The 20,287-nt window shown below is 33.5% G+C and carries 19 protein-coding genes and 1 pseudogene; 15 read left to right on the top strand and 5 right to left on the bottom strand.

The features are described 5' to 3' along the window. The first annotated feature begins 15 nt into the window (after nucleotides 1–15). Together ECA1_RS13140 and ECA1_RS13135 are read left to right on the top strand one after the other, a co-directional pair. A complete protein-coding gene (locus ECA1_RS13140; RefSeq protein ID WP_060792725.1) occupies nucleotides 16–1,788 on the top strand; it encodes a beta-glucoside-specific PTS transporter subunit IIABC in 1,773 nt (590 codons plus the stop codon). Between the two features lie 27 nt (nucleotides 1,789–1,815). Beyond that, nucleotides 1,816–3,273: a glycoside hydrolase family 1 protein gene (locus ECA1_RS13135; protein WP_060792724.1), complete on the top strand. Its 1,458-nt coding sequence runs from the start codon at nucleotides 1,816–1,818 to the stop codon at nucleotides 3,271–3,273. Nucleotides 3,274–3,489: 216 nt separating this feature from the next. On the opposite strand, the gene ECA1_RS13130 is transcribed toward ECA1_RS13135, so the two are convergent. Beyond that, the gene (locus ECA1_RS13130; protein WP_060792723.1) at nucleotides 3,490–3,978 is read right to left on the bottom strand and encodes an Rrf2 family transcriptional regulator; all 489 of its coding nucleotides are present in this window, start codon (nucleotides 3,976–3,978) and stop codon (nucleotides 3,490–3,492) included. 115 nt (nucleotides 3,979–4,093) lie between these two features. Here ECA1_RS13130 and ECA1_RS13125 point away from each other — a divergent pair, with 115 nt between their 5' ends. From ECA1_RS13125 to ECA1_RS13100, 6 genes and pseudogenes are all read left to right on the top strand, one after another. Then, the gene (locus ECA1_RS13125; RefSeq protein ID WP_060792722.1) at nucleotides 4,094–4,939 is read left to right on the top strand and encodes an SDR family oxidoreductase; all 846 of its coding nucleotides are present in this window, start codon (nucleotides 4,094–4,096) and stop codon (nucleotides 4,937–4,939) included. 60 nt (nucleotides 4,940–4,999) lie between these two features. Beyond that, nucleotides 5,000–5,809: a protein-ADP-ribose hydrolase gene (locus ECA1_RS13120; protein WP_060792721.1), complete on the top strand. Its 810-nt coding sequence runs from the start codon at nucleotides 5,000–5,002 to the stop codon at nucleotides 5,807–5,809. Beyond that, nucleotides 5,763–6,608: an SIR2 family NAD-dependent protein deacylase gene (locus ECA1_RS13115; protein ID WP_081091748.1), complete on the top strand. Its 846-nt coding sequence runs from the start codon at nucleotides 5,763–5,765 to the stop codon at nucleotides 6,606–6,608. Before ECA1_RS13120 ends, ECA1_RS13115 begins: the two co-directional genes overlap by 47 nt. Before the next feature lie 10 nt (nucleotides 6,609–6,618). Next, a complete protein-coding gene (locus tag ECA1_RS13110) occupies nucleotides 6,619–7,068 on the top strand; it encodes a pyridoxamine 5'-phosphate oxidase family protein (protein WP_060792719.1) in 450 nt (149 codons plus the stop codon). Nucleotides 7,069–7,092: 24 nt separating this feature from the next. Next, the gene (locus ECA1_RS13105; protein WP_060792718.1) at nucleotides 7,093–7,671 is read left to right on the top strand and encodes an NUDIX domain-containing protein; all 579 of its coding nucleotides are present in this window, start codon (nucleotides 7,093–7,095) and stop codon (nucleotides 7,669–7,671) included. A gap of 194 nt (nucleotides 7,672–7,865) precedes the next feature. Next, nucleotides 7,866–8,504: pseudogene (locus ECA1_RS13100) on the top strand (glycoside hydrolase family 1 protein); the annotation flags it as partial. A 76-nt stretch (nucleotides 8,505–8,580) separates the two neighbouring features. On the opposite strand, the gene ECA1_RS13095 reads toward ECA1_RS13100, so the two are convergent. Further along, on the bottom strand, nucleotides 8,581–8,940 hold the full coding sequence (locus ECA1_RS13095) for a winged helix-turn-helix transcriptional regulator (RefSeq protein WP_060792717.1): 360 nt from the start codon (nucleotides 8,938–8,940) through the stop codon (nucleotides 8,581–8,583). Nucleotides 8,941–9,047: 107 nt separating this feature from the next. On the opposite strand from ECA1_RS13095, the gene ECA1_RS13090 reads away from it, so the two are divergent. Together ECA1_RS13090 and ECA1_RS13085 are read left to right on the top strand one after the other, a co-directional pair. Beyond that, the gene (locus ECA1_RS13090) at nucleotides 9,048–9,563 is read left to right on the top strand and encodes an NAD(P)H-dependent oxidoreductase (RefSeq protein WP_060792716.1); all 516 of its coding nucleotides are present in this window, start codon (nucleotides 9,048–9,050) and stop codon (nucleotides 9,561–9,563) included. Nucleotides 9,564–9,654: 91 nt separating this feature from the next. After that, the gene (locus tag ECA1_RS13085; RefSeq protein ID WP_060792715.1) at nucleotides 9,655–10,242 is read left to right on the top strand and encodes a DUF1349 domain-containing protein; all 588 of its coding nucleotides are present in this window, start codon (nucleotides 9,655–9,657) and stop codon (nucleotides 10,240–10,242) included. 255 nt (nucleotides 10,243–10,497) lie between these two features. On the opposite strand, the gene ECA1_RS13080 is transcribed toward ECA1_RS13085, so the two are convergent. Beyond that, nucleotides 10,498–11,742 carry an MFS transporter gene (locus ECA1_RS13080; protein ID WP_060792714.1) on the bottom strand — a complete coding sequence of 415 codons (1,245 nt, stop codon included), beginning with the start codon at nucleotides 11,740–11,742 and terminating at the stop codon, nucleotides 10,498–10,500. 51 nt (nucleotides 11,743–11,793) lie between these two features. Then, nucleotides 11,794–12,393, bottom strand: coding sequence for a DUF1349 domain-containing protein (locus ECA1_RS13075; protein WP_060792713.1), 600 nt, complete (start codon nucleotides 12,391–12,393; stop codon nucleotides 11,794–11,796). 122 nt (nucleotides 12,394–12,515) lie between these two features. On the opposite strand from ECA1_RS13075, the gene ECA1_RS13070 reads away from it, so the two are divergent. The 5 genes from ECA1_RS13070 (at nucleotide 12,516) to ECA1_RS13050 (ending at nucleotide 19,366) form a co-directional block, all read left to right on the top strand. Further along, nucleotides 12,516–13,433, top strand: a complete 918-nt coding sequence (locus ECA1_RS13070) for an AraC family transcriptional regulator (protein WP_010722388.1) — start codon at nucleotides 12,516–12,518, stop codon at nucleotides 13,431–13,433. Between the two features lie 1,244 nt (nucleotides 13,434–14,677). Beyond that, nucleotides 14,678–15,277: a tyrosine-type recombinase/integrase gene (locus ECA1_RS13065; RefSeq protein WP_060792712.1), complete on the top strand. Its 600-nt coding sequence runs from the start codon at nucleotides 14,678–14,680 to the stop codon at nucleotides 15,275–15,277. A 48-nt stretch (nucleotides 15,278–15,325) separates the two neighbouring features. Next, nucleotides 15,326–16,018: a Fic family protein gene (locus ECA1_RS13060; protein ID WP_060792711.1), complete on the top strand. Its 693-nt coding sequence runs from the start codon at nucleotides 15,326–15,328 to the stop codon at nucleotides 16,016–16,018. Nucleotides 16,019–16,046: 28 nt separating this feature from the next. Further along, nucleotides 16,047–17,804, top strand: a complete 1,758-nt coding sequence (locus ECA1_RS13055) for an ATP-dependent nuclease (protein ID WP_060792710.1) — start codon at nucleotides 16,047–16,049, stop codon at nucleotides 17,802–17,804. After that, nucleotides 17,801–19,366, top strand: coding sequence for a UvrD-helicase domain-containing protein (locus ECA1_RS13050; RefSeq protein WP_060792709.1), 1,566 nt, complete (start codon nucleotides 17,801–17,803; stop codon nucleotides 19,364–19,366). The genes ECA1_RS13055 and ECA1_RS13050 overlap by 4 nt, the downstream gene beginning before the upstream one ends. 280 nt (nucleotides 19,367–19,646) lie before the next feature. Here the strand turns inward: ECA1_RS13050 and ECA1_RS13045 are convergent, their stop codons facing one another. Beyond that, complete coding sequence (locus ECA1_RS13045; RefSeq protein WP_002345745.1) at nucleotides 19,647–20,261, bottom strand: recombinase family protein; 615 nt, start codon at nucleotides 20,259–20,261, stop codon at nucleotides 19,647–19,649. Nucleotides 20,262–20,287 lie beyond the last annotated feature (26 nt).

Here is a 20,287-nt window from a genome sequence, read left to right as displayed (position 1 = left end):
TAAGGAGGAAACAAAATGGATTATCGTTCATTAGCGAAAAAAATTATCGCGAATATTGGTGGATATGAAAACGTATCCAATGTTTATCACTGCGCTACTCGTTTAAGATTTACATTAAAAGATAATTCTATAGCAAATAAAAAAGCAGTCGAAAAATTAGATGGCGTCATTACAGTGGTTGAATCAGGTGGAATGTTTCAAGTTGTAATAGGTAATTCTGTAAACGAAGTTTATGCAGCTTTAGGTGAGTTTATGGAGACTGATTCTCATGGTACAACTAAGAATGATACTAAGAAAGACAATATATTCAACTCATTTATCAATATGATTGCTGGTGTCTTTGCACCAACATTGGGTGTTTTATCCGGTACAGGATTGATAAAAGGTTTTTTGGCATTATTAACTACGTTGGATGTTATCTCCGTAGAGTCTGGAACCTATCTTGTTTTAAATGCAGCGGCAGATTCTTTCTTCTATTTCTTGCCTATCTTCCTTGCTTATACAGCAGCAAAAAAATTCAAAACTGATAGTTTTACCGCAATGGCAATTGCTGGAGCATTAGTTTATCCAACAGTCATTCAAGCTTTTACAGATGGAATGACTGTCAATTTCATGGGGATTCCTCTAATTCTAGCAAGATATACGAGTACAGTTATTCCTATAATTATTGCAGTCTGGGTACTGTCTTACGTCGAAAAATTCTTTAAGAAAATTCTACACGAAAGTATTAAAAATTTATTGACGCCATTCTTTTGTATTTTGATTCTAGTACCGCTAACATTAATTGTAGTTGGTCCTATTTCAGATTATGCAAGCCAAATGATTGCTAACGGATACACTGCAGTTTACTCTTTGAGTCCATTAATCTCTGGAGCTGTGATCGGGGGGCTTTGGCAAGTGTTAGTGATGTTTGGTCTCCATTGGGGGATGGTTCCAATCATGACGAATAATCTGGCTTATTATGGACGGGATACTGTGGGTCCTGCTTGCTTCATGGCAGTTGCCGCACAAGCTGGTGCAGTATTGGGAGTTCTCCTCAAAACGAAGAATGTGAAAATGAAAAGTCTATCTTTATCTGCTTTTATCAGTGCCTTATTTGGAATCACAGAGCCTGCTGTCTATGGAATAACTTTAAAATACAAACGTCCATTTATTATTGCCTGTTCAGTTGGCGGAGTATTTGGAGCAATTGTAGGAGCTGTTGGTGCAGGAGCAATTGCTATCGGACCTCGAAGTATCTTGACTTTCCCTATCTATATTGGAAAAGGTTTTCCCATTTTGGTAGCAAGTTATTTCTTAGCAATTGTTGTTTCTTGTGGATTAACATATATGTTCGGATACAAAGATGAAGAAGAAAAAGAAACAATTTCTCAAAATAGACTTTCTTTAACTAAGCCAGTAAACGGACAAATTATTGATTTAAACTCTGTGAAAGATGAGACATTTTCTAGTGGTGCATTAGGAAATGGGTTTGCCGTTATCCCTTCAGAAGGGGTTGTGACTAGTCCGATAAAAGGAAAAATAACTACTGTATTCCCAACTAAGCATGCGCTTGGAATTTTAAGTGATGAAGGGGCTGAGGTTCTGATTCATATTGGTATTGATACAGTAAATTTGAACGGAAAATATTTTGAAACGCTGGTTCAAGTAGGTGACCGAGTGGATATTGGTGAAGATCTAGTTCGATTTAATAATGATAATATGAAAAAAGAAGGATACGATACTACAGTGATAATTGTGGTGACAAATAGCGCCGAATTTAAAGATATAAGTCTACCAGCGATGTAAATAAAAGCGATAATTAGTGGAGGTAATATGATGACATTTCCAAAGAATTTCATGTGGGGCGGAGCTACAGCAGCAAATCAAGTTGAAGGGGCCTTCGATGTCGAAGGTAAAGGACTATCTGTTTCCGATGTATATACTTTCGATAGCACAAAGCCAAAAGAAACATGGACAGATCAATGGTTAATGATGACTCATGAGCAAGTAGAAAAAGCACAAGATCCCGACAGTAAGGAATACTATCCAAAAAGACATGGAACTGATTTTTATTATCACTATAAAGAGGATATTAAACTTTTTTCAGAAATGGGTTTTAAATGCTATCGAATGTCTATTGCTTGGACAAGAATTTTTCCGAATGGTGATGAAACGGAGCCGAATGAAGCCGGATTAGCTTTTTATGATAAAGTTTTCGATGAGCTGATAAAATATGGCATTGAACCGATTGTCTCCCTATCACATTATGAGATGCCGTTACATCTAGTTACTCATTATGAAGGTTGGACTGATCGAAAAGTAATTGACTTCTTTATTCGCTTCGCTACGACGGTGTTTAATAGATATAAAGAAAAAGTAAAATATTGGATGACCTTTAACGAGATTAATTGTGTAAAGCATCATCCATATGTGAGCATTGGTATTATTGAGGAGAATCATCCAAACTTGGAGCAAGCAAAATATCAAGGAGCCCACCATCAATTCGTGGCGAGTGCTTTAGCAACAAAGTTATGTCACGAGATTATTCCAGGTTCTCAAGTTGGATGTATGATCAGCTATCAATTACTGGTACCATATAGTTGTAATCCTGACGATGTTCAGAAAACAGTAGAAGATCAAAGGACTTCACTTTTCTTCAGCGATGTGCAAGCCAGAGGTTATTATCCTGCCTATACAAAACGATTATTTGAAGAAAAAGGTGTTAAATTAAATGTGGAAACAGGTGATGAGGAAATATTAAAAATGTATCCTGTCGATTATGTTTCGTTCAGCTATTATATGTCTAGTGCCATAAGCGCACATCCCGAAAATCTCGAGGGAGCAGTTGGGAACCTAATTACTGGGGGGATTAAGAATCCGTACTTGGAAAGTAGCGAGTGGGGGTGGCAGATTGATCCTAAAGGTTTACGTATCGCATTAAATCAGTTGTATGACCGTTATCAAAAGCCTTTATTTATTGCTGAAAATGGTTTAGGCGCAATAGATACATTGGAAGATGATGGTACAATCAATGATGATTATCGTATTGATTACTTAAGAAAGCATATCATTCAAATGAAAGAAGCTATCAAAGATGGCGTCGAGTTATTTGGCTATACATCTTGGGGATGTATTGATATTGTCAGTGCGTCGACCTCTCAAGTTTCTAAGAGGTATGGTTTCATATATGTTGATCAGGATGATGATGGCAATGGAACAAAGAAACGATTTAAAAAGAAATCATTTAATTGGTATAAGAATGTTATTAAGTCAAATGGAGAAATATTGTAGGTCTAGGTTTTTAAAGTATTAACAGATACTATTCTAAAGATTGAAGTTTTGTTTATTTTATAAAGTACATTGTGTTTTTTGATTGACGGAAAGCTTAAATTGAACCTCTTACTTGTTAGGTACTATAAAGGTTGTTATGGATAGTCGAACTCAATAGATATTTTAACAAATGGAAGTTAGCTTAAAATTAAAAGTCCCAATTGAGATATCAGCATCTCAATTGGGACTTTTAGGTTTTATTAAAAATGGATTAAGAAAGGATTTATTTTCCGGTCGTTTGCTTTCCTCTAAACTTGCAATATTTGTTAACAGAGAGAACAGACTGATTTTCGCCATTTTTTCTTCGACAGTTACTTGCAACTCATTATACGCACCATCTAGTACTTCTTGTATATTTGCACCAACAATGCAATCTGGATTCGTCTTAGGATCGACTTGAATGAGATTTGCGTTTCCATGAATACTTTTATATATATCAAGTAGACTAATATCTTTTGGGTCTTTTGCTAAATAGGGCTTTGGTTTCCCAGTAGTTGTTCGAATCAGTCCAGTTTTTTTTAAGTTTGCCATTATTTTTCTGACATTTGCAGCATTAGTTTCTACACTTTGAGCAATCATCTCACTTGAGAGCATATTAGTATCTTTATAGATGACGATATAACACATAATATGAATTGCATCACTGAGTTGAATAGAATATTTCAAGAGAATTCAGTCCTTTTTAGATTTTCTTCTTGACTTATCTTAACATACTATTTATTATATAGGTGTAACTTATATTTGTACAGCTAAATGTACGAACTAAAAAGGAGTGTTTTATATGACATATTTAGTAACAGGAGCTACTGGTGGTTTTGGAGGATATGCACTTGAATTCTTGAAAGATTTAGTTTCTAAAGACCAGATCTATGCTTTGGTACGATCTGAAGAAAAAGCAGCTGCACTAAAAGAGAAAGGCTACAATGTAAGAGTAGGGGATTATTCTGATATCAATTCGTTGAGCAACGCTTTTGACGGCATTGACCGCTTGCTTTTTGTGTCTGGCGCACCAGGCAATCGTCAAGAAGAACATGCTAATGTGGTTAAGGCAGCCAAAGACGCTGGTGTTCAGTACATTGCTTATACAAGTTTTGCTGATGCAGATCACTCAACAAGTGCATTAGCTGCTGATCACATCTTTACTGAAAAACAAATCAAAGAAGCGGGAATTGCGCATACATTTTTACGTAATAACTGGTATTTAGAAAATGAAATGCCGATTATTGGCGGTGCTTTAGCTAGTGGGAAATTCGTGTACGCAGCTAAAGAAGGCAAAACCGGCTGGGCTTTGAAGCGCGAATATGCTGAGGTTGCTGCAAAAGCACTAGCAGGAACAGAATACCCTGAAATCCTTGAATTATCGGGCAGCCCTATTACTTATGCTGAATTAGCAGCAGCTTTAAAAGAAGCAACAGGGAAGGAAATCGAAGTAGTTTCATCTGATGATCAAACCTTTGTAGATAGTTTGACAGCAGGCGGTTTACCACAACCTGTTGCAGAAATGTTCTTGTCTTTCCAACATGATATTAAAAATAATCAATTAGATGTGACATCTAGTGACTTTGAACAAGCTTTGGGTAAACCTTTGACGAGTCGCGTAGAAGCAATCAAAGAGTTGTTAAATTAGTCTTGCTATTTCCCGATTATCGAAAATAATCGGGAAATTTTTATAAAGAAGGTGTTGACGATGAACCATAGCGAAAAGAGGAAATGGCTGATTAACTATTTATTAGAGGAAAACAGTCACTTAAGTAAAATAGTAGATGCTAGCTCGGATGATCCGAAAGAACAAAATGATTTATTGCGATGCTTATTAAATATAAGAGAAGCGCGACCTATTCATAAGGACTTTATTGACATTCAAAATCAATTTCTTTTAGAAGAAAGAGCTGAAAATCAGATTTTTTCACTAAACGATGCGCAACGGTATACAAAAAATCTTTATCTCTGGCAAGGAGATATCACGAGGTTGGAAGTAGATGCCATCGTAAACGCTGCAAACGCACAGCTACTAGGATGTTTTGTTCCATTACACAGGTGCATCGACAATGCGATCCACTCTGCAGCAGGTATTCAATTAAGACTAGCATGCAAAGAAATCATGGATGCACAAGGGCATTTGGAAGAAACCGGCTATGCAAAAATCACCGATGGCTATAACTTGCCTGCAAAAAAAGTGATACATACTGTTGGGCCAATCATAAAAGATACCGTAACTAAAGAACACGTATCCTTATTGGCTGACTGTTATCGTCGCGTCTTGTTGCTTTGCGAAGAGTATCAATTGAAGAGCGTCGCTTTTTGTTGTATCTCAACAGGAGAATTTCGTTTTCCCAATGAGTTAGCTGCAGAGATCGCTATCAAAACAACGCAAGAATATGTAACGCGTGTTCATTCACCTATAAAAATTATTTTCAATGTGTTTAAAGACATTGATAAGGAGTTGTACCATGAAAAACTACAACAATTATCAGGAAGTTTATCAAAAGATAAATGAAGCAGAGGCAATCGTTATCGGTGCTGGATCAGGCCTTTCTGCTGCTGCCGGGTTAACCTATTCTGGTGAACGGTTCAAAAGATATTTCAGAGACTTTATTGATCATTATCATCTAACCGATATGTATTCTGCCGGATTTTATCCCTTCGATTCATTAGAGACGTATTGGGGTTATTGGAGTAAACATGTTTTTCATAATCGATATCAGCCTGAGGCTTTGCCGCTATATAAAGAGCTTCTATCTTTGGTAGAAGAAAAAAATTACTTTGTCATTACTACTAATGTAGATCACCAGTTCCAAAAGACGGGCTTTGATAAGAGACGATTATTTTATACACAAGGTGATTATGGGTTATTTCAATGTTCACGTGCCTGCCATAACAAGACTTACGAGAATGAATCATTGATTATGCAAATGGTCCATCAGCAGAGTCAGTTCAAAATTCCAAAGCACCTCATACCATATTGCCCCAAATGTGGACAACCGATGCGGGTCAATTTACGGATAGATCAATTTTTTGTACAAGATGATGGTTGGGAAAGCGCAGCTAACCGATACAAAGAATTTCTAGGAAATTATTTAGGTACTAAAATCGTTTTTTGGGAGATCGGCATTGGTAACAACACGCCTTCCATTATAAAATATCCATTCCAAGAAATGACGAGGGCAACGAATCAGTCGACCTATATCGTCTGTAACCTACAAGCACAACGCATACCAGATGAACTCATGGATAAAACGATTATTCTACAAGGAAATATAGTTGAAACGATCAGAGAAATCGATCATTTTAGATAGGAGCGCATTCATGGACCATTCAAAAATGAAGACAGAAGATTATTTGAATTATTTAAAAAATGAGATTCATTCTACCGTGTTCGCCACAGTAGACGAAAACGGAAATCCGGTCACCAGAGTAATCGATATTATGTTGGTGAAAGAAACGAAGCTGTATTTTTTGACTGCAATATCCAAGCCGTTTTATAAACAGCTAAAAATGAACCCGGTCGTTTCCATCACAGGTATAGAAGGAGAAACATCAATGGAATCGTTTTCTATTACCTTACAAGGGAGAGTAAATGAAATAGGCTCTACCTATTTAGATGAAATTTTCGAGAAAAATCCTTACATGGCAAAAATATATCCCTCTGTAGAAGACCGAAATGTTTTACGAGTCTTTGAAATTTATAAAGGCGTTATGTCAATCTTTGATTTAAGCAAAAAGCCTTTCTATCAAAACGTTAAATCTTTCGGATAACTCAAAGCAAAAGGAGACAATCACATGGCAAATAAAGTATCAGAAGAGGAAATGAACGAAGAAGAGTGGTTAAGCTGGTATAAGAAGCAGGAATTACCACAATATCCAAAGCCAGCATTTACTGTTGACGATTTGATATTCAATGTCACGTCGGATGCAGTATACATTTTACTTGTCAAAAGAAAAAATCATCCTTTCAAAGGACGGTTCGCTTTGCCAGGTGGCTTCGTTAACGAAGGAGAAAATATCATTAAGGCCGCTATCAGAGAGTTAACGGAAGAAACGGGCGTGGAAGTGCAGGAAGTTTCTTTATTAGGTGTATATGGAGATAAAAATCGGGATCCCCGTGGATGGACCGTTTCTGCTGTCTATATAACTGTTCTACAGCAGATGAAGACTCTTTATGCAGGAGATGATGCTTCTGAGGCTTTTTGGTATAGGTTTGATAAGGATAAATTACTCTATCAAGACGTTACGTCAAAAGAACGATCCTCCACTGAAAACTGGGAATCTCTTTTTGCTTTTGATCATACGCAAATCATCCATGATGGATTTAAGTGGTTGAATGACGAACTAAGGTTACAGACCATCTCAATCAAGTAGTAACTGATAAAATATATGACGATGCAAATCGAATCACTAAGGTTCAAGAGCGCGGGGGAACCATCAGTTATCAGTACAAAGACAAGCCAACAAAAGATAATAAAGGAAAGACAGATAAAGTAGCCGATGTCACCATAAATAAGGGAGCGTATTCGAGCAAAGTTAGCTATGAGTACAAAACGACACAAATAAATAACATGTTTTGTTCAGATGTACAAGTTCGCGGATACTATCCAGGATAAAGTTTGCGATATCTGAAGGATAATAATATATCATTAAAAACAAAGCCGGAAGATGACCAAATTTTAAAAGAGGGGACTGTTGATTTCTATTCGTTTAGTTACTATATGTCTCTATTAGTAAGTAGTAATCCTCAGGGTGAGTTAGTTGGTGGAAATATTATGGGGGGAATCAAAAATCCTTACCTGGAAACAACTGATTGGGGATGGCAAGTAGATCCTAAAGGTTTGTGCTATACATTGAATGAGATCTACGATAGATATCAGATTCCACTGATGATTGTTGAAAATGGTCTGGGGGCAGTTGATAACATTGAAAAAGATGGATCGATTCAGGATGATTATCGAATTGATTACATTAGGGATCATATTGTGCAAATGAAAGAAGCAATTAAAGATGGGGTAGATTTGATGGGATACACCGCATGGGGGTGTATCGATCTTGTAAGTGTATCTTCTGGTGAAATGGAGAAGCGTTACGGATTTGTTTACGTTGATAAAGATAACGAAGGGAATGGAACACTAATGCGTAAGAAAAAGAAAAGCTTCTATTGGTATAAACGTGTCATTCAATCTAATGGGGAAGAATTATAGAGCTCTGAAATTATATTGAATTTTGAATAATCAAACATAATTTCTATATAAGGAACATAAAGATTTCGTACAAATCTCAATTATTTGAGATTTGTACGAAATCATTTTTATTTATCTCTCCCCAGGAACACATTTGATCTAAGATAGGAATTAACGTACTTCCTTTTTCAGAAAGACTATACTCTACTTTAGGAGGTATTTGAGGGTATTCATTTCTTATCACTATCCCGTTTTCCTCTAACTCTTTTAGGGCATTCGTTAGGGACTTAAAGGAAATAGAGCCAATGCATCTTTTTAGTTCATTATATCTCAAAATCTCCTTTTCAAAAAGCCAATATAATATTATAATTTTGTGTTTTCCACCTATAATTGACAATGTGTAGCCAAATCCCGTATTATCAATTTTTTCATTAGTTTTACTACAACCTATTGACATGTTTACTCTCCTTTAAGATAGTATCTTACATATATTTGCGTACTATACCTGATGATGATTATATCATATACTTATTGTGAATTAAATATTTGTAAGGTGGTAAAAAAATGAAAACATTAGTCGTGATAGCACATCAGAATCTTGAAGAATCAAAAGTAAATGCAAGATGGATTGAAGAACTTAAAAAATATCCAGATGAATTTACAATTCATAATTTAGGTAATAGCTATGAATTTGATGTGGTTAAGGAACAAGAAATGATAAAAAGCCATGATAAACTAGTTTTACAGTTTCCGATTTATTGGTTTAATTGTCCACCCAATATGAAAAAATGGTTGGATGATGTATTTGTTGAGGGATGGGCTTATGGCAAAAATAATCAGATGAAAAATCATAAAGTATCCTTACTAGTATCAGCTGGTATTAAAGAAAAAAATTATTCGAAAAATGGTAGGTATAAATATGCTTTGAGTGAGATTTTAGTACCGTTTGAAGTTTCTTTTTCATATATGGAAGCAAACTATCAAGGATTTTTTGCAAGTTATGGTGCGGAGTATGATTTAACTACAAATGATATTGAAAATAATCTTCCCCAGATGCTTGATTTTATCCGCAGTATATAAAGGCAAGTCAAATGGACCAACTTAGAATAATAAAAACAATTTATTTTTCTAGAAATTTCTAGACAATCATTATATATGGAGGTTATGTACGATGGATTTCAAATGGTTGAATGAGAGTAGTTTCAGAGAATCAGATGGAAAAATCGAAATTTTAGCAACGAGAAATAGTGATTTTTTTAATAATAATGGCGTAATAGGAGAACAGGGTATTACACCTAAATCTCTTAATAATGCACCATTCTATTACACAGAAATATCTGGAGATTTTATTTTGAAGGTCAAAGTTTCACTAGAATTCAAAAGTACTTATGATTCTTCATCCATTATGATTATGCAAGATCTCAATCATTGGGCTAAAGCTTGTTTCGAACTCACCGACTTCAATAGACGTGCTGTAGTGAGTGTAGTCACAAATGAATACTCTGACGATGCTAACGGTTGTAATATCGATCAAAATTTTGTTTGGTTGCAAGCAACTCGAGTGGGTCAATCGTTTGCTTTTCATTATTCATTAGATGGTAAAATATTTTATATGATGAGATTCTTTAATTTACCAGTTAAAGAAAATATAAAGGTTGGTCTCTTGGCACAATCACCTATGGGTGAGGGTGGAATTAGAACATACGAGTCTTTGTCGATAGAAAGAAAGACCGTGAAAAATATCAGAATGGGTGTATAGAATAATATTTTTTCTATGGATTCAGACTCTCCAATAGAAACATATGGAGTCATGTAGTCATACATGTTGAGGTGGTTTGCTGTTAAGCTTATGCTATTTCACTATAAATTACTTCTATTTAATGATTTCTTTTTGTTCGACAAGTATAATGTTTTTTTTACACTAAAAATACCGATTTCCAGATCTATGATTAAAGTCTGGAAATCGGCTTTTTTTTATACTCAGAAATTTTAGGGAAAATTAAGATAAATTACATCAGTTGTGCAGCATTTCTTTTTCCTTAAAGGACCTTAGAATAATGATGCTTATTACAATAATGACAGGAAAAATTATTGCTGAAAATAATCCAACTTTTAAACCTAGCTGGGTCATATTGTTACCTGGAAGTATAGCATGGACAAAACTAGAGTTTGAATTTATGACCATATTGGATACAACCCCTACCATACTGGGTCCGATAGCACATCCTATATCTCCACCTAAAGCTAGAATGCCGAACATTGTGTTCCCGCCATAAGGATTTAAACTAGATGCCAAACTTATTGATGCAGGCCATAATATAGCAATAGATAGCCCTGTTAATGCACAACCTAACAAAGAGATATAGGGTATAGGAGAAAGTGTAACTAATAAATAGCTAAAAATACAAAGTAGTCCTGAACATGCTATTAGTAAACGTAAATCATATTTTTTTGCTTTTTTTCCGTATATCACCCTTGTTATTCCCATTAATAAAGCAAATGCAAAAGGACCTAATAAGTCTCCTGTTGTTTTAGATGTTCCTAATCCAACTTCAGCAAAGAATGAAGACCATTTAGACATTGCTTGCTCTGCAGCTCCAGAACAAATCATCAAAATAATAAGTATCCAAAATGATTTTTTTAGCAAAAGAACTTTTGCAGGTACTTGTTTATCTTTATCAACTAAAGTGCGTAACGGAACTTTTAGAAACAAGAAAAGATTGATTAAAGGCACAATTCCGCTAATTATTGGTAACCATCCCCAATGATTTTGCCCAAAAATATAAAAGTATATTGTTGAAAAGAGTACGATACCTACGTAACCCCAACAATAAAAGGAATGAAGTATACCCATTGAACCAGATTTTTCGTCTCCCGGCAACGCCTCAACAATTGGACTTACAACAACCTCCTGAAAACCACCGCCTATAGCATTTAAGATTGTAGCAAATAATAAACCTGTAAATGGATCAATATAGTAAGGTAGTACTCCTAAACTGATCAATCCAAATAAGCAAAAAATATTGGCAATCGTCATAGATATTCTGTAACCAAAACGGTCAACAATCCTTGCCGCTAGAATGTCAATCGCAATTTGTATGAAAAATCCCAGCGTAATTAAAAAAGTAATATTTTCCAAAGTAATTCCCAAATGAGATTGGAAGATTACAAAAAGTAGTGGGGGTAAGTTGCTTACTATAGCTTGACAAATGTAGCCGCTAAAGCATGCGTATAATGTATGTTTATAACTTAGTTTCATTTTTTCTCCTGATTTTAATTTTTCATTGGTTTATATACAAATTAGATATTTTTATGATTTCCACTCATTATCATTCTCCCATTGGCATTCTAAGATACTCATATTAGTAAATAAGGCCTTATAGGATCCATCAGTAGGACTTCCGGCATAAATCCCAAACGATACTTTTCTTGATACATTCCACATATGAAAGATTCGCATTTGCTTCCAGTTTATACCATCCTCACTATGTTCAATTCTAAAATCACTTTCTCTTCTAGAAAGTCTATACCACATAGTATCAATTTCCGATGAAATATCAGTTGTAGCCCAATCCGAAAATCCGTTATTTGTGACTACACTTCCTAATCGTTGAATGTTTCTATCTTCATATTCGATAGAAGCTTTAATCCAATTATTCTTATCTAGATACATTGCTAAGCCACATTGATCAAATCTGTTACTACTGTCGAATTTTGTTTTTACAACAAAAGAGAAAAAAAGGTTTTCAGTTGTTACTTGCAGAACAGGTGCGGTATCAGTTTGAAAACCATAATATGTTTTAGACCATAAATCAGTTCCTGGATCCGTTGTAATTTCTACTCTATCGTTTTCTATTTTGAAGTTTGCGGGTTTTCGTATCCAAGTGGGATTACTTTTTAAAAAATCCATTTCATTAAATACTCCTTTACATATTTAAATTTTTTCTATTGAATTATATCGTTTTTCTCAACCATTAACATCGTACTAAAAAGGAAAAGTATGTTAAAATATCACAATCGAGGTGATTTTTAATGAAGAGTCTATGTAATGCGAGTACAGATGATAGTTTAAAAGAAGATATAGTTCATGGAGAAAAAAAATTTCCAATAGCTTATTATAAAGATATATTTTCTGAATTTAAAAATGGTTTAATAGATTGGCACTGGCATCGTGAAGTTGAGTTTGTTAGTGTGTCTGAAGGGTTTATATTTTGTTTGATCGGTCAAGAAAGAATTAAAATTAATCAAGGAGAGGGAATATTCATAAATAGTGGAATTATCCATCGATATGAAAATGGAAAAGATGGCATGATGGAAAACATAGTGTTTTCTCCTGAGCTTGTTGCACAAGAAGGCTCGCTTATTTATGAAAAAAATATTTACCCTCTAATTTCGTTTGGTCCAGATTATCTATTACTATCTTCGGAAACTTTTTGGAAGAAGTCAGTTTTAGAAGATTTATCAAATATTTATAGTGTGCAAGCTTTCTTGGAAAAAAGTTCTTCCCCAATTAATACTTTACTATTGCTTACAAATATTTTAAAAACTTTAATAGAAAATATACCCACTGAAATTTTAGAAGAATCAAAGGCTCATAATGGTAAATGTTTACAATCAACAAGATTACATCTGATGTTACAATTTATACATGATAATTATCATAGAAATATAGGATTAGGTGATATCGCAGCTGTTTCAAGTATGAGTAAAAGTAACGCTTTAAAAACTTTTAAACAAGGAATTGGGCAATCTCCCGTATCTTATTTGATAGAACACAGATTGATGCAGGCTTCATTAGAACTAAAAACGACGAGTAAACCGATAACTCGGATTTCTGAGTTATCAGGTTTCTCAAATAGCTCATACTTTTGTAGGAAATTTAGAGAATATTTTGGTACTTCACCATCTGCTTACAGAAAAAAAAGTACGCATAATATCCCTTCGTTTTAAATTAATTTACTTTAGTTGTCATTGGTTCTGTAAGAAATTTATGACTTTAAGATTGTTAAAAATACGTCATTGACAATCAGAAATGAGATTTTTTCAAGTTTGCCGATATCTCATTTAGAACCCTTTTTAACTTGATAGTAAAAGGCGAAAAATTGAAGAGATAAACATTTTTACTTTCTATGAAAGATATGAATAACAAAAATTTTCAGCAATTTAACCACCCATTTTCTCATTATTTCTAGTTTATCAGGTACTTAAAATACCTCTCACACGTATGAAGAAACTGAGTGGATATTTGAAATGACACTACAGAATATAAATGTACTTTTTAGACATCTTTTCGACAATCGGAGGATTTTGTTTAGGAATGAAGCAATCTGGCTATAGCTGTATTTGATATGGTGAGATCGATGGTCATGTTAATTTTTCCTTTAACTGTTTGGCGTAGTGTCGATTGACAGCATAGATTTGCCCATTCTTTGTTTGGACTTCTAATCAAACGTTCACTGGCCGTTTTTAAAACTGACTATTTCAGAAAGATTTAGAATTGTTGAATTTTGGTATGTATTGCTGCTCATAGAAAATAACTTATTTTACTAAGGAGAAACTTATTTTTTTAAAATAGTAGGCACACATTAGATTAAAAAAAACAAAACGGACAACAGGGTATACCTTCGTGGTCCTTTTCAATATTTGTTATATTGTTAAGTTTTTGAAAGGTTAATAAAGTTTGGCTACAGGTTATTCAAATTAATCCAAATCTTTAAATTTCTAAATATATTTTTGATGAATAAAACTGGTTCTCCTTTGAGAGAGCATTATCTAAGAATTACGTGCTCTAAGAAAAAAGCAAAGGGGAAAGGAAACCCAAGGTAAAAAGAAAATGATTCAAAGATCAAAGTGTTTATTCTTGAGTATAGAGAGGAAAGTAGAAATATTATTATCAATCAGAATAGGGTTACTCAAAATAAGAACCTATCCTTTGTTGAAACTAAAAATTATTATTTAATAATTTTATCCTTCCGAAATTTTATATATACTATTATCATATATAAATAATTGATAAATTCATCTCGAGCAAATGTGACACAATCTGATTCTGTCACATTCATTAAAATCGCTCCATCCTTAGAGGCTCTAAGAGGAAATCACTTTTCTTTTAGAGCCTTTTTTTTATAGTATGTTTAAATGAGACTTATTATCTGTTATAATCGTATTAAGTAACATTTGAGAGGTGGCTAAAAATGAAGAGCGTGGAACCGATTCGCGACAAAAAAAAGATCGATGCCATGAAAGCAATTTTGGCTTCCGGAAAATATGGGCAACGAAATTTAGTGCTTTTTTCGATTGGGATCAATACAGCCTATCGAATTTCCGATTTAAGACAGTTGAAATTAAGTGATGTGTTAGAAATTTCCCGTGGGCGGGTGATTGTCAAAGAACGTCTGGCCATGAAGGAACAAAAAACGGCCAAACACAATTCGGTCTTCATTTCGAACAAATTGCGAAAAGTGATTCTCGATTATGTTCAATCCGAATTTCCTGAGCAACTGCAAGTACATGACTTCAGCAATTATTTGTTTCCAAGTCGAAAAGGAGCAGATACGCCTTTGACCCGACAAAGCCTTTGGCGGATCATTCATGAAGCTGGAACGGCGGTTGGGTTGAAAGAAATTGGTCCCCATTCGATGCGCAAGACCTTTGGCTATTTTTTGTACAAGCAAGGAACCAAAACAGAGATCATTCAGTCGCTGCTCAACCATTCTTCGCAACGGGAGACCTTACGCTATATTGGGATCACCCAGGAAGACAAAGATACAGCAGTAAAGAGTTTGGATTTATGACAGAATAACGCCCTATATAATAGAAGGAAAAATTTAAGAGGTGAGAAAATGAACGAAGAAAAGCAGCCTAACTTTCCTGATAAATATCACTTATCTCGCAAAGAGTCTGTGTATTTATTGAAGAAAAACATTGTGGAACTGGTGTATAATGCGGGGAAATTTGAAGGGTTAAATACAACGTTGTTACAAACAGAAGAGATTATTAAGTATAATCGGGCCAATAACGTGGCTGTAGATGATGTCCTGACCGTCGTTAACTTAAAAAGAGGCTTTGAAATGCTTTTAAATGACGTACAGGAGCCCCTGTTAGAGACAAGTAAGCGAATTAATCGGATAGTTGCAGCGGAGGATGCCCTTTTTCCTGGTGAAATACGAACCGGTGGAGTAGAAGTATCGACTATTCAAGGAAGATATGTGCCACCAATATTAACTGAAGAGGAGGTAAAGAATCAATATGATGAGATACTAAATCAAGACATATCAGAGACGGAAAAAGCCTTGCGACTGTTTCTATTTATTTCGAAAAATCAAATATTTTGGGACGGTAATAAAAGAACTGCATTGTTGAGTGCCAACAAAATTATGTTTAGCCAAGGATTAGGCTTATTATCAATACCAAGTAATTTATTTGATCAATTTAATAAACTTTTATCAGTGTATTACAATAGTGAAGATTTAAATGAAAAAAAAGAACTTTTATCTTTTCTATATGAAAACTGTATATTTGGTATAAACTATTAAATTCAAATGACATCGAGGAGGAAATAACTTGACGAAAATAAATTGTATTAAAATTAAAGGTTTCCGAAGTTTTGAAGATGCTACAATAAATGTAGCGAAAAAATCATTAATAATAGGTGCAAATGATGTAGGAAATACTAATTTGATATACGCGTTACGGCTTCTTTTCGATAAAAAGATTAGTGAAAGCGATTTAGAATTATTTGATAGTGACTACTGCATCCGTTCTTCTACTAATCAAATTTCTATTGAAGTACACTTAGAAAACATTATAGAAGATTGTTTAGTCTCAACTTTTAAAGGTCTAATAAAAGAAGATAAAATGATAATTAAGTTTTTTAAGGAAAAGGGGAAACCATACGTAATTTATTGTGGCTTTAATAGTGAGACTATGACAGCCTTCGAAAATAGATTTTACATTAGACGCTTATTTATGGAATGTGTCGATACTAATCGTGACTTAAATAAATTTATTAAAAAAGAAAAAAGTACTCTTTTAGTCAATGCAAAAAAATCGAGGAAAGAAGAGCAAATAGAAAAAGATAATGTTCTTGAAAAAAGATTACAAGCAAAATTATCTCGAATAAATAAATCAATTGAGGAATTAAGTTATATTGAAAAAGCATTGGATGTTGTGAATGATGAACTCAAAGAGATATCTACTCATCATAGTAAAGGTGCTTTAGGATTTACAGTTCCGGAAACTGATATGTCTAAAATTTTATCCGATGTAAGTTTATCATTTAAGGAAGACGGACAGAAAATAGGAGTTGGAGGAGATGGGAAGAATAATCAGATTTTTTTAGCTACTTGGGTTTCCAAGCAAGCACTAAATGATAACTCAGATGAATATGTATGTTTCTATGCGATTGAAGAACCAGAATCTCATTTACATCCTCATCAGCAACGTAAACTGTCCTCTTACATTATGGATAAGTTTGATTCTCAAATATTTCTTACTTCGCATTCCCCATTCATAGGAACAGATTTTATACCTAAAGATATTATAAAATTAAAGAAAAATGATGGGAAAACTACAGCTGCTTCTAATGGAGCAAGCGAAAAAATTTCTGTGGGTTTTGATGAATTCAACTATAGATTGGATTTAATTACATCAGATTTATTTTTCGTTGACGGAATGATCCTCGTTGAAGGGCCTTCGGAAAAGATATTCTATCAAGCGTTATGTAATGATTTAGATATTGATTTAGATTTTTATAACTTTTCCATAATATCTACAGCTGGAGTAGGATTTGCACCTTTTATCAAAATGTGTCAGTTATTAGAGATACCATTTAGTCTTAGGACGGATAATGATATCTTTAATAAAAAAAGAGACGGTAAATCGTATCACTATTGCTCAGGAGTAAATAGATTGCATAAGTTATTTAGAGATAAAGTAATTAATGATGAAAGAGCAATTACTGATTATAATGAAATCGATCTTGAGTGGGTTGTAGAGTCTCAGGAGGAACCAAAAATTGTTCCAGCATCTAAAAGCCAGAAAATTGCCGAATTAAAAGATATTTTTGAAAGTAAAGGATTATTTTTGGCAGATACAGATTTAGAAGAAGATTTAGTTTGTCAACTCGCCTTAAGTGAAGGCTGGGATAAAAATTGCCGAAAAACGTTAATAAAAAAGTTGAAAGAAAAAAAAGCTACTAATATGTACGATTTTGTGAGAAGGGAAATTTCTTTTACTTCTCTAAAAGACAAAGATATTTTTAAACCTATCTCTTATCTTTTTAAAGAAGTTTATGGATTAGAGTGGGAGAATCAAGAATGAAAAAGCCAACAACAGAACAAATTAGAGTAATTAATAGTGATAACAATTGTGTAGTCACTGCTTGTCCAGGAAGTGGTAAAACGTTCACAATTGTAGAAAAGATTAAACGACATAGTAAAGATTTGAAAAACTATGAGGGATTAGTTGCAATATCATTCACTAATAAAGCAGCAGAAGAAATAAAAAGTCGATTAAAAGGGGAAAATAAAAGAAACTTATTTATTGGAACTATTGATAAGTTTTGTCTCAATGAGATTATATTTCCATTTTCAAAGTTTATTGTTGAGAAAAATATCGAAGATTTTGAATTGGTTGGACATAGCGATAATAAAAATAAAGATGACGATTATTATACACAGCAATTAGAAGTTGGTAAGATAAGTCTAAATGATATTGCCGATATATCTTATTTTATTTTAATTAAAGTTCCTGAATGCGTGAATTATTTAAAGGCTAAATATAAAATGATATTTGTAGATGAATATCAAGATTGCAAAAAAAACCAACATTTAATATGGAGGTTTCTTTCACAACAAGGAATAAAGTTAGTCGCAGTCGGAGATGTCGATCAATCAATATATAGTAGTTTTACGGATGCTAATCCTGAATTTTTAAGAGAGTTGATCAGTGATAATAGTTTTACCTCTTTTGAATTGACTATAAATCATCGATCACATCAAACTATTGTTGATTATGCTATGCGATTTAAAAATGCTAAGCATCTACCTCAAGCGAATGAGGATTTAAGGATAACCAAAGTGAATATTAGAGGAAACGAGAAAAACATAGTTGAGTGCTTAGAAAGTAATATTTCTGACATTAAAAATAAATATAGGGTTGAAAAGATGTCAAATATGGCTATCTTTTGTCGTACCAATGAAATGGTTAGTAGAGTAGCCCAATTTTTGAAAATTCCTAGTAAAGATTATAGTTTAGTAGCATTTAAAAAAGAAGATGACTTTAGTAGATTTTGTACGCAGCTACTAACTAGATTTTTTCTATATAGGAAAAAGGAAACTACAAAAAAAGAGTGTGTAGAAGAATTAATAAACTCACATCGTAATCAAGAATTATACAAAGAAATGAGAAAAAAAGTTGATTTGCTATTTTCTAAAAAACCAGAAGAGCTATTTTTTGAAGTTAATTTAATTTGTTCGATTTATTCTGCAGCAAAAAACAGGTTAGTTACTGATCAAAATAAAAATGAATTGATTCATGTATTAAAAGATAAATTTTTATTAGATACTTTTAAACCTGCGGAAAAAAATGAAATTCAAGTTATGAATTACCATAAATCCAAAGGGCTAGAATTTGATGTGGTTTTCTTAATGGATTGTTACAGATATATAATACCCCAAGAGTATAATAATAAATATAAAGAATTAGAAACAGATGAAAATTTGCATTATGTTGGTTTGACACGTGGTAAAAAAGCAGTATATTTTCTAATTGGAACTGAGAGATATAGAATTCGACAACTGGATTATAAACCTGCGAGTGATTCTATATTTTTATCACGAAATGGCTTAGCTAACTTAAGAAACTATGAAAATTGGATATAAGCGAAAATAATATTAAAATCGTTGCAACAATTTTTATTCCTATTAGTGTTTTGCAACGATTTTAATAGTAATTTTAAAAAACATATTAGTTTACATAAGATATATTATACAAAGTTATCGGTGATAAATAGCTTTAAATCAGCATGATTATTGTGTTGATTATATTTATGTCAACTAATTTCTCGTTATCATAAATATAATCAACTTAGCTAGATGAATTTTACTTGATTGGCTATCTTGATAACAAAGCTATTCATAATTACGTGATTTAAAAAAGAAATCATACAATTAGTTGATCCATTTCTTTTTTTATTCGGTAAACTGTTTGCCTAGTCACATTATAGTCTTTTGCAATCTTTGAGATAGCAACTCCATTCTCCAGATCCTGAACGATGCTTTTATAAACAAGGCGTCGCTGAGGATCTTTTGTTTCTGCACTGTATAACTTAGGACGACCTTTATAGACGCCGTTTGCTTTAGCAATCTTAATTCCTTGTGCCTGGCGTCGTTTAGATTCAGTACGCTCTTGTTCGGCAATCATGGCTAAGATTTGAATGATTAAGTCTTTGATGAATTTATCCAGGAGAGGATTTCCGATTGCTTCAGCCATGATTGGTAAACTGGTGATAATAAGTCGCACATTCTTCTTCTTTAGATAATTAACTGAATCGATAATTTCGTCATAATTTCGTCCAAGTCGATCAATGGCTTCTACAATAAAAATATCTTGCTCTCTGACAAAATCTAAAGCTTCCTGAAAAATTGGCCGATGACTGATAGTTGCTCCAGATTGCTTTTCTATAAAAATTTTTTCAGCGCCAAACTTTTCCATTTCTTCAATTTGGCGTTGTTCATTTTGATCGATGGATGAAACTCGAATATAAGCAATTTTCAAATTTATTTCCTACTTTTCTTAAGCAT

Source organism: Enterococcus casseliflavus NBRC 100478 (assembly GCF_001544095.1).
GTDB lineage: Bacteria > Bacillota > Bacilli > Lactobacillales > Enterococcaceae > Enterococcus_D > Enterococcus_D casseliflavus.
Note: the sequence above shows the minus strand (reverse complement) of the source record. Positions and strands in the feature narration are given on the sequence as shown.

Coding starts and splice junctions, on each gene's coding strand:
- ECA1_RS13075 (WP_060792713.1), bottom strand. CDS start 12,393: ATGGATTTTTTAAAAAGTAATCCCACTTGGATACGAAAACCCGCAAAC.
- ECA1_RS13095 (WP_060792717.1), bottom strand. CDS start 8,940: ATGTCAATAGGTTGTAGTAAAACTAATGAAAAAATTGATAATACGGGA.
- ECA1_RS13065 (WP_060792712.1), top strand. CDS start 14,678: ATGAAGAGCGTGGAACCGATTCGCGACAAAAAAAAGATCGATGCCATG.
- ECA1_RS13070 (WP_010722388.1), top strand. CDS start 12,516: ATGAAGAGTCTATGTAATGCGAGTACAGATGATAGTTTAAAAGAAGAT.
- ECA1_RS13090 (WP_060792716.1), top strand. CDS start 9,048: ATGAAAACATTAGTCGTGATAGCACATCAGAATCTTGAAGAATCAAAA.
- ECA1_RS13105 (WP_060792718.1), top strand. CDS start 7,093: ATGGCAAATAAAGTATCAGAAGAGGAAATGAACGAAGAAGAGTGGTTA.
- ECA1_RS13120 (WP_060792721.1), top strand. CDS start 5,000: ATGAACCATAGCGAAAAGAGGAAATGGCTGATTAACTATTTATTAGAG.
- ECA1_RS13135 (WP_060792724.1), top strand. CDS start 1,816: ATGATGACATTTCCAAAGAATTTCATGTGGGGCGGAGCTACAGCAGCA.
- ECA1_RS13080 (WP_060792714.1), bottom strand. CDS start 11,742: ATGAAACTAAGTTATAAACATACATTATACGCATGCTTTAGCGGCTAC.
- ECA1_RS13110 (WP_060792719.1), top strand. CDS start 6,619: ATGGACCATTCAAAAATGAAGACAGAAGATTATTTGAATTATTTAAAA.
- ECA1_RS13115 (WP_081091748.1), top strand. CDS start 5,763: ATGAAAAACTACAACAATTATCAGGAAGTTTATCAAAAGATAAATGAA.
- ECA1_RS13050 (WP_060792709.1), top strand. CDS start 17,801: ATGAAAAAGCCAACAACAGAACAAATTAGAGTAATTAATAGTGATAAC.
- ECA1_RS13140 (WP_060792725.1), top strand. CDS start 16: ATGGATTATCGTTCATTAGCGAAAAAAATTATCGCGAATATTGGTGGA.
- ECA1_RS13125 (WP_060792722.1), top strand. CDS start 4,094: ATGACATATTTAGTAACAGGAGCTACTGGTGGTTTTGGAGGATATGCA.
- ECA1_RS13085 (WP_060792715.1), top strand. CDS start 9,655: ATGGATTTCAAATGGTTGAATGAGAGTAGTTTCAGAGAATCAGATGGA.
- ECA1_RS13060 (WP_060792711.1), top strand. CDS start 15,326: ATGAACGAAGAAAAGCAGCCTAACTTTCCTGATAAATATCACTTATCT.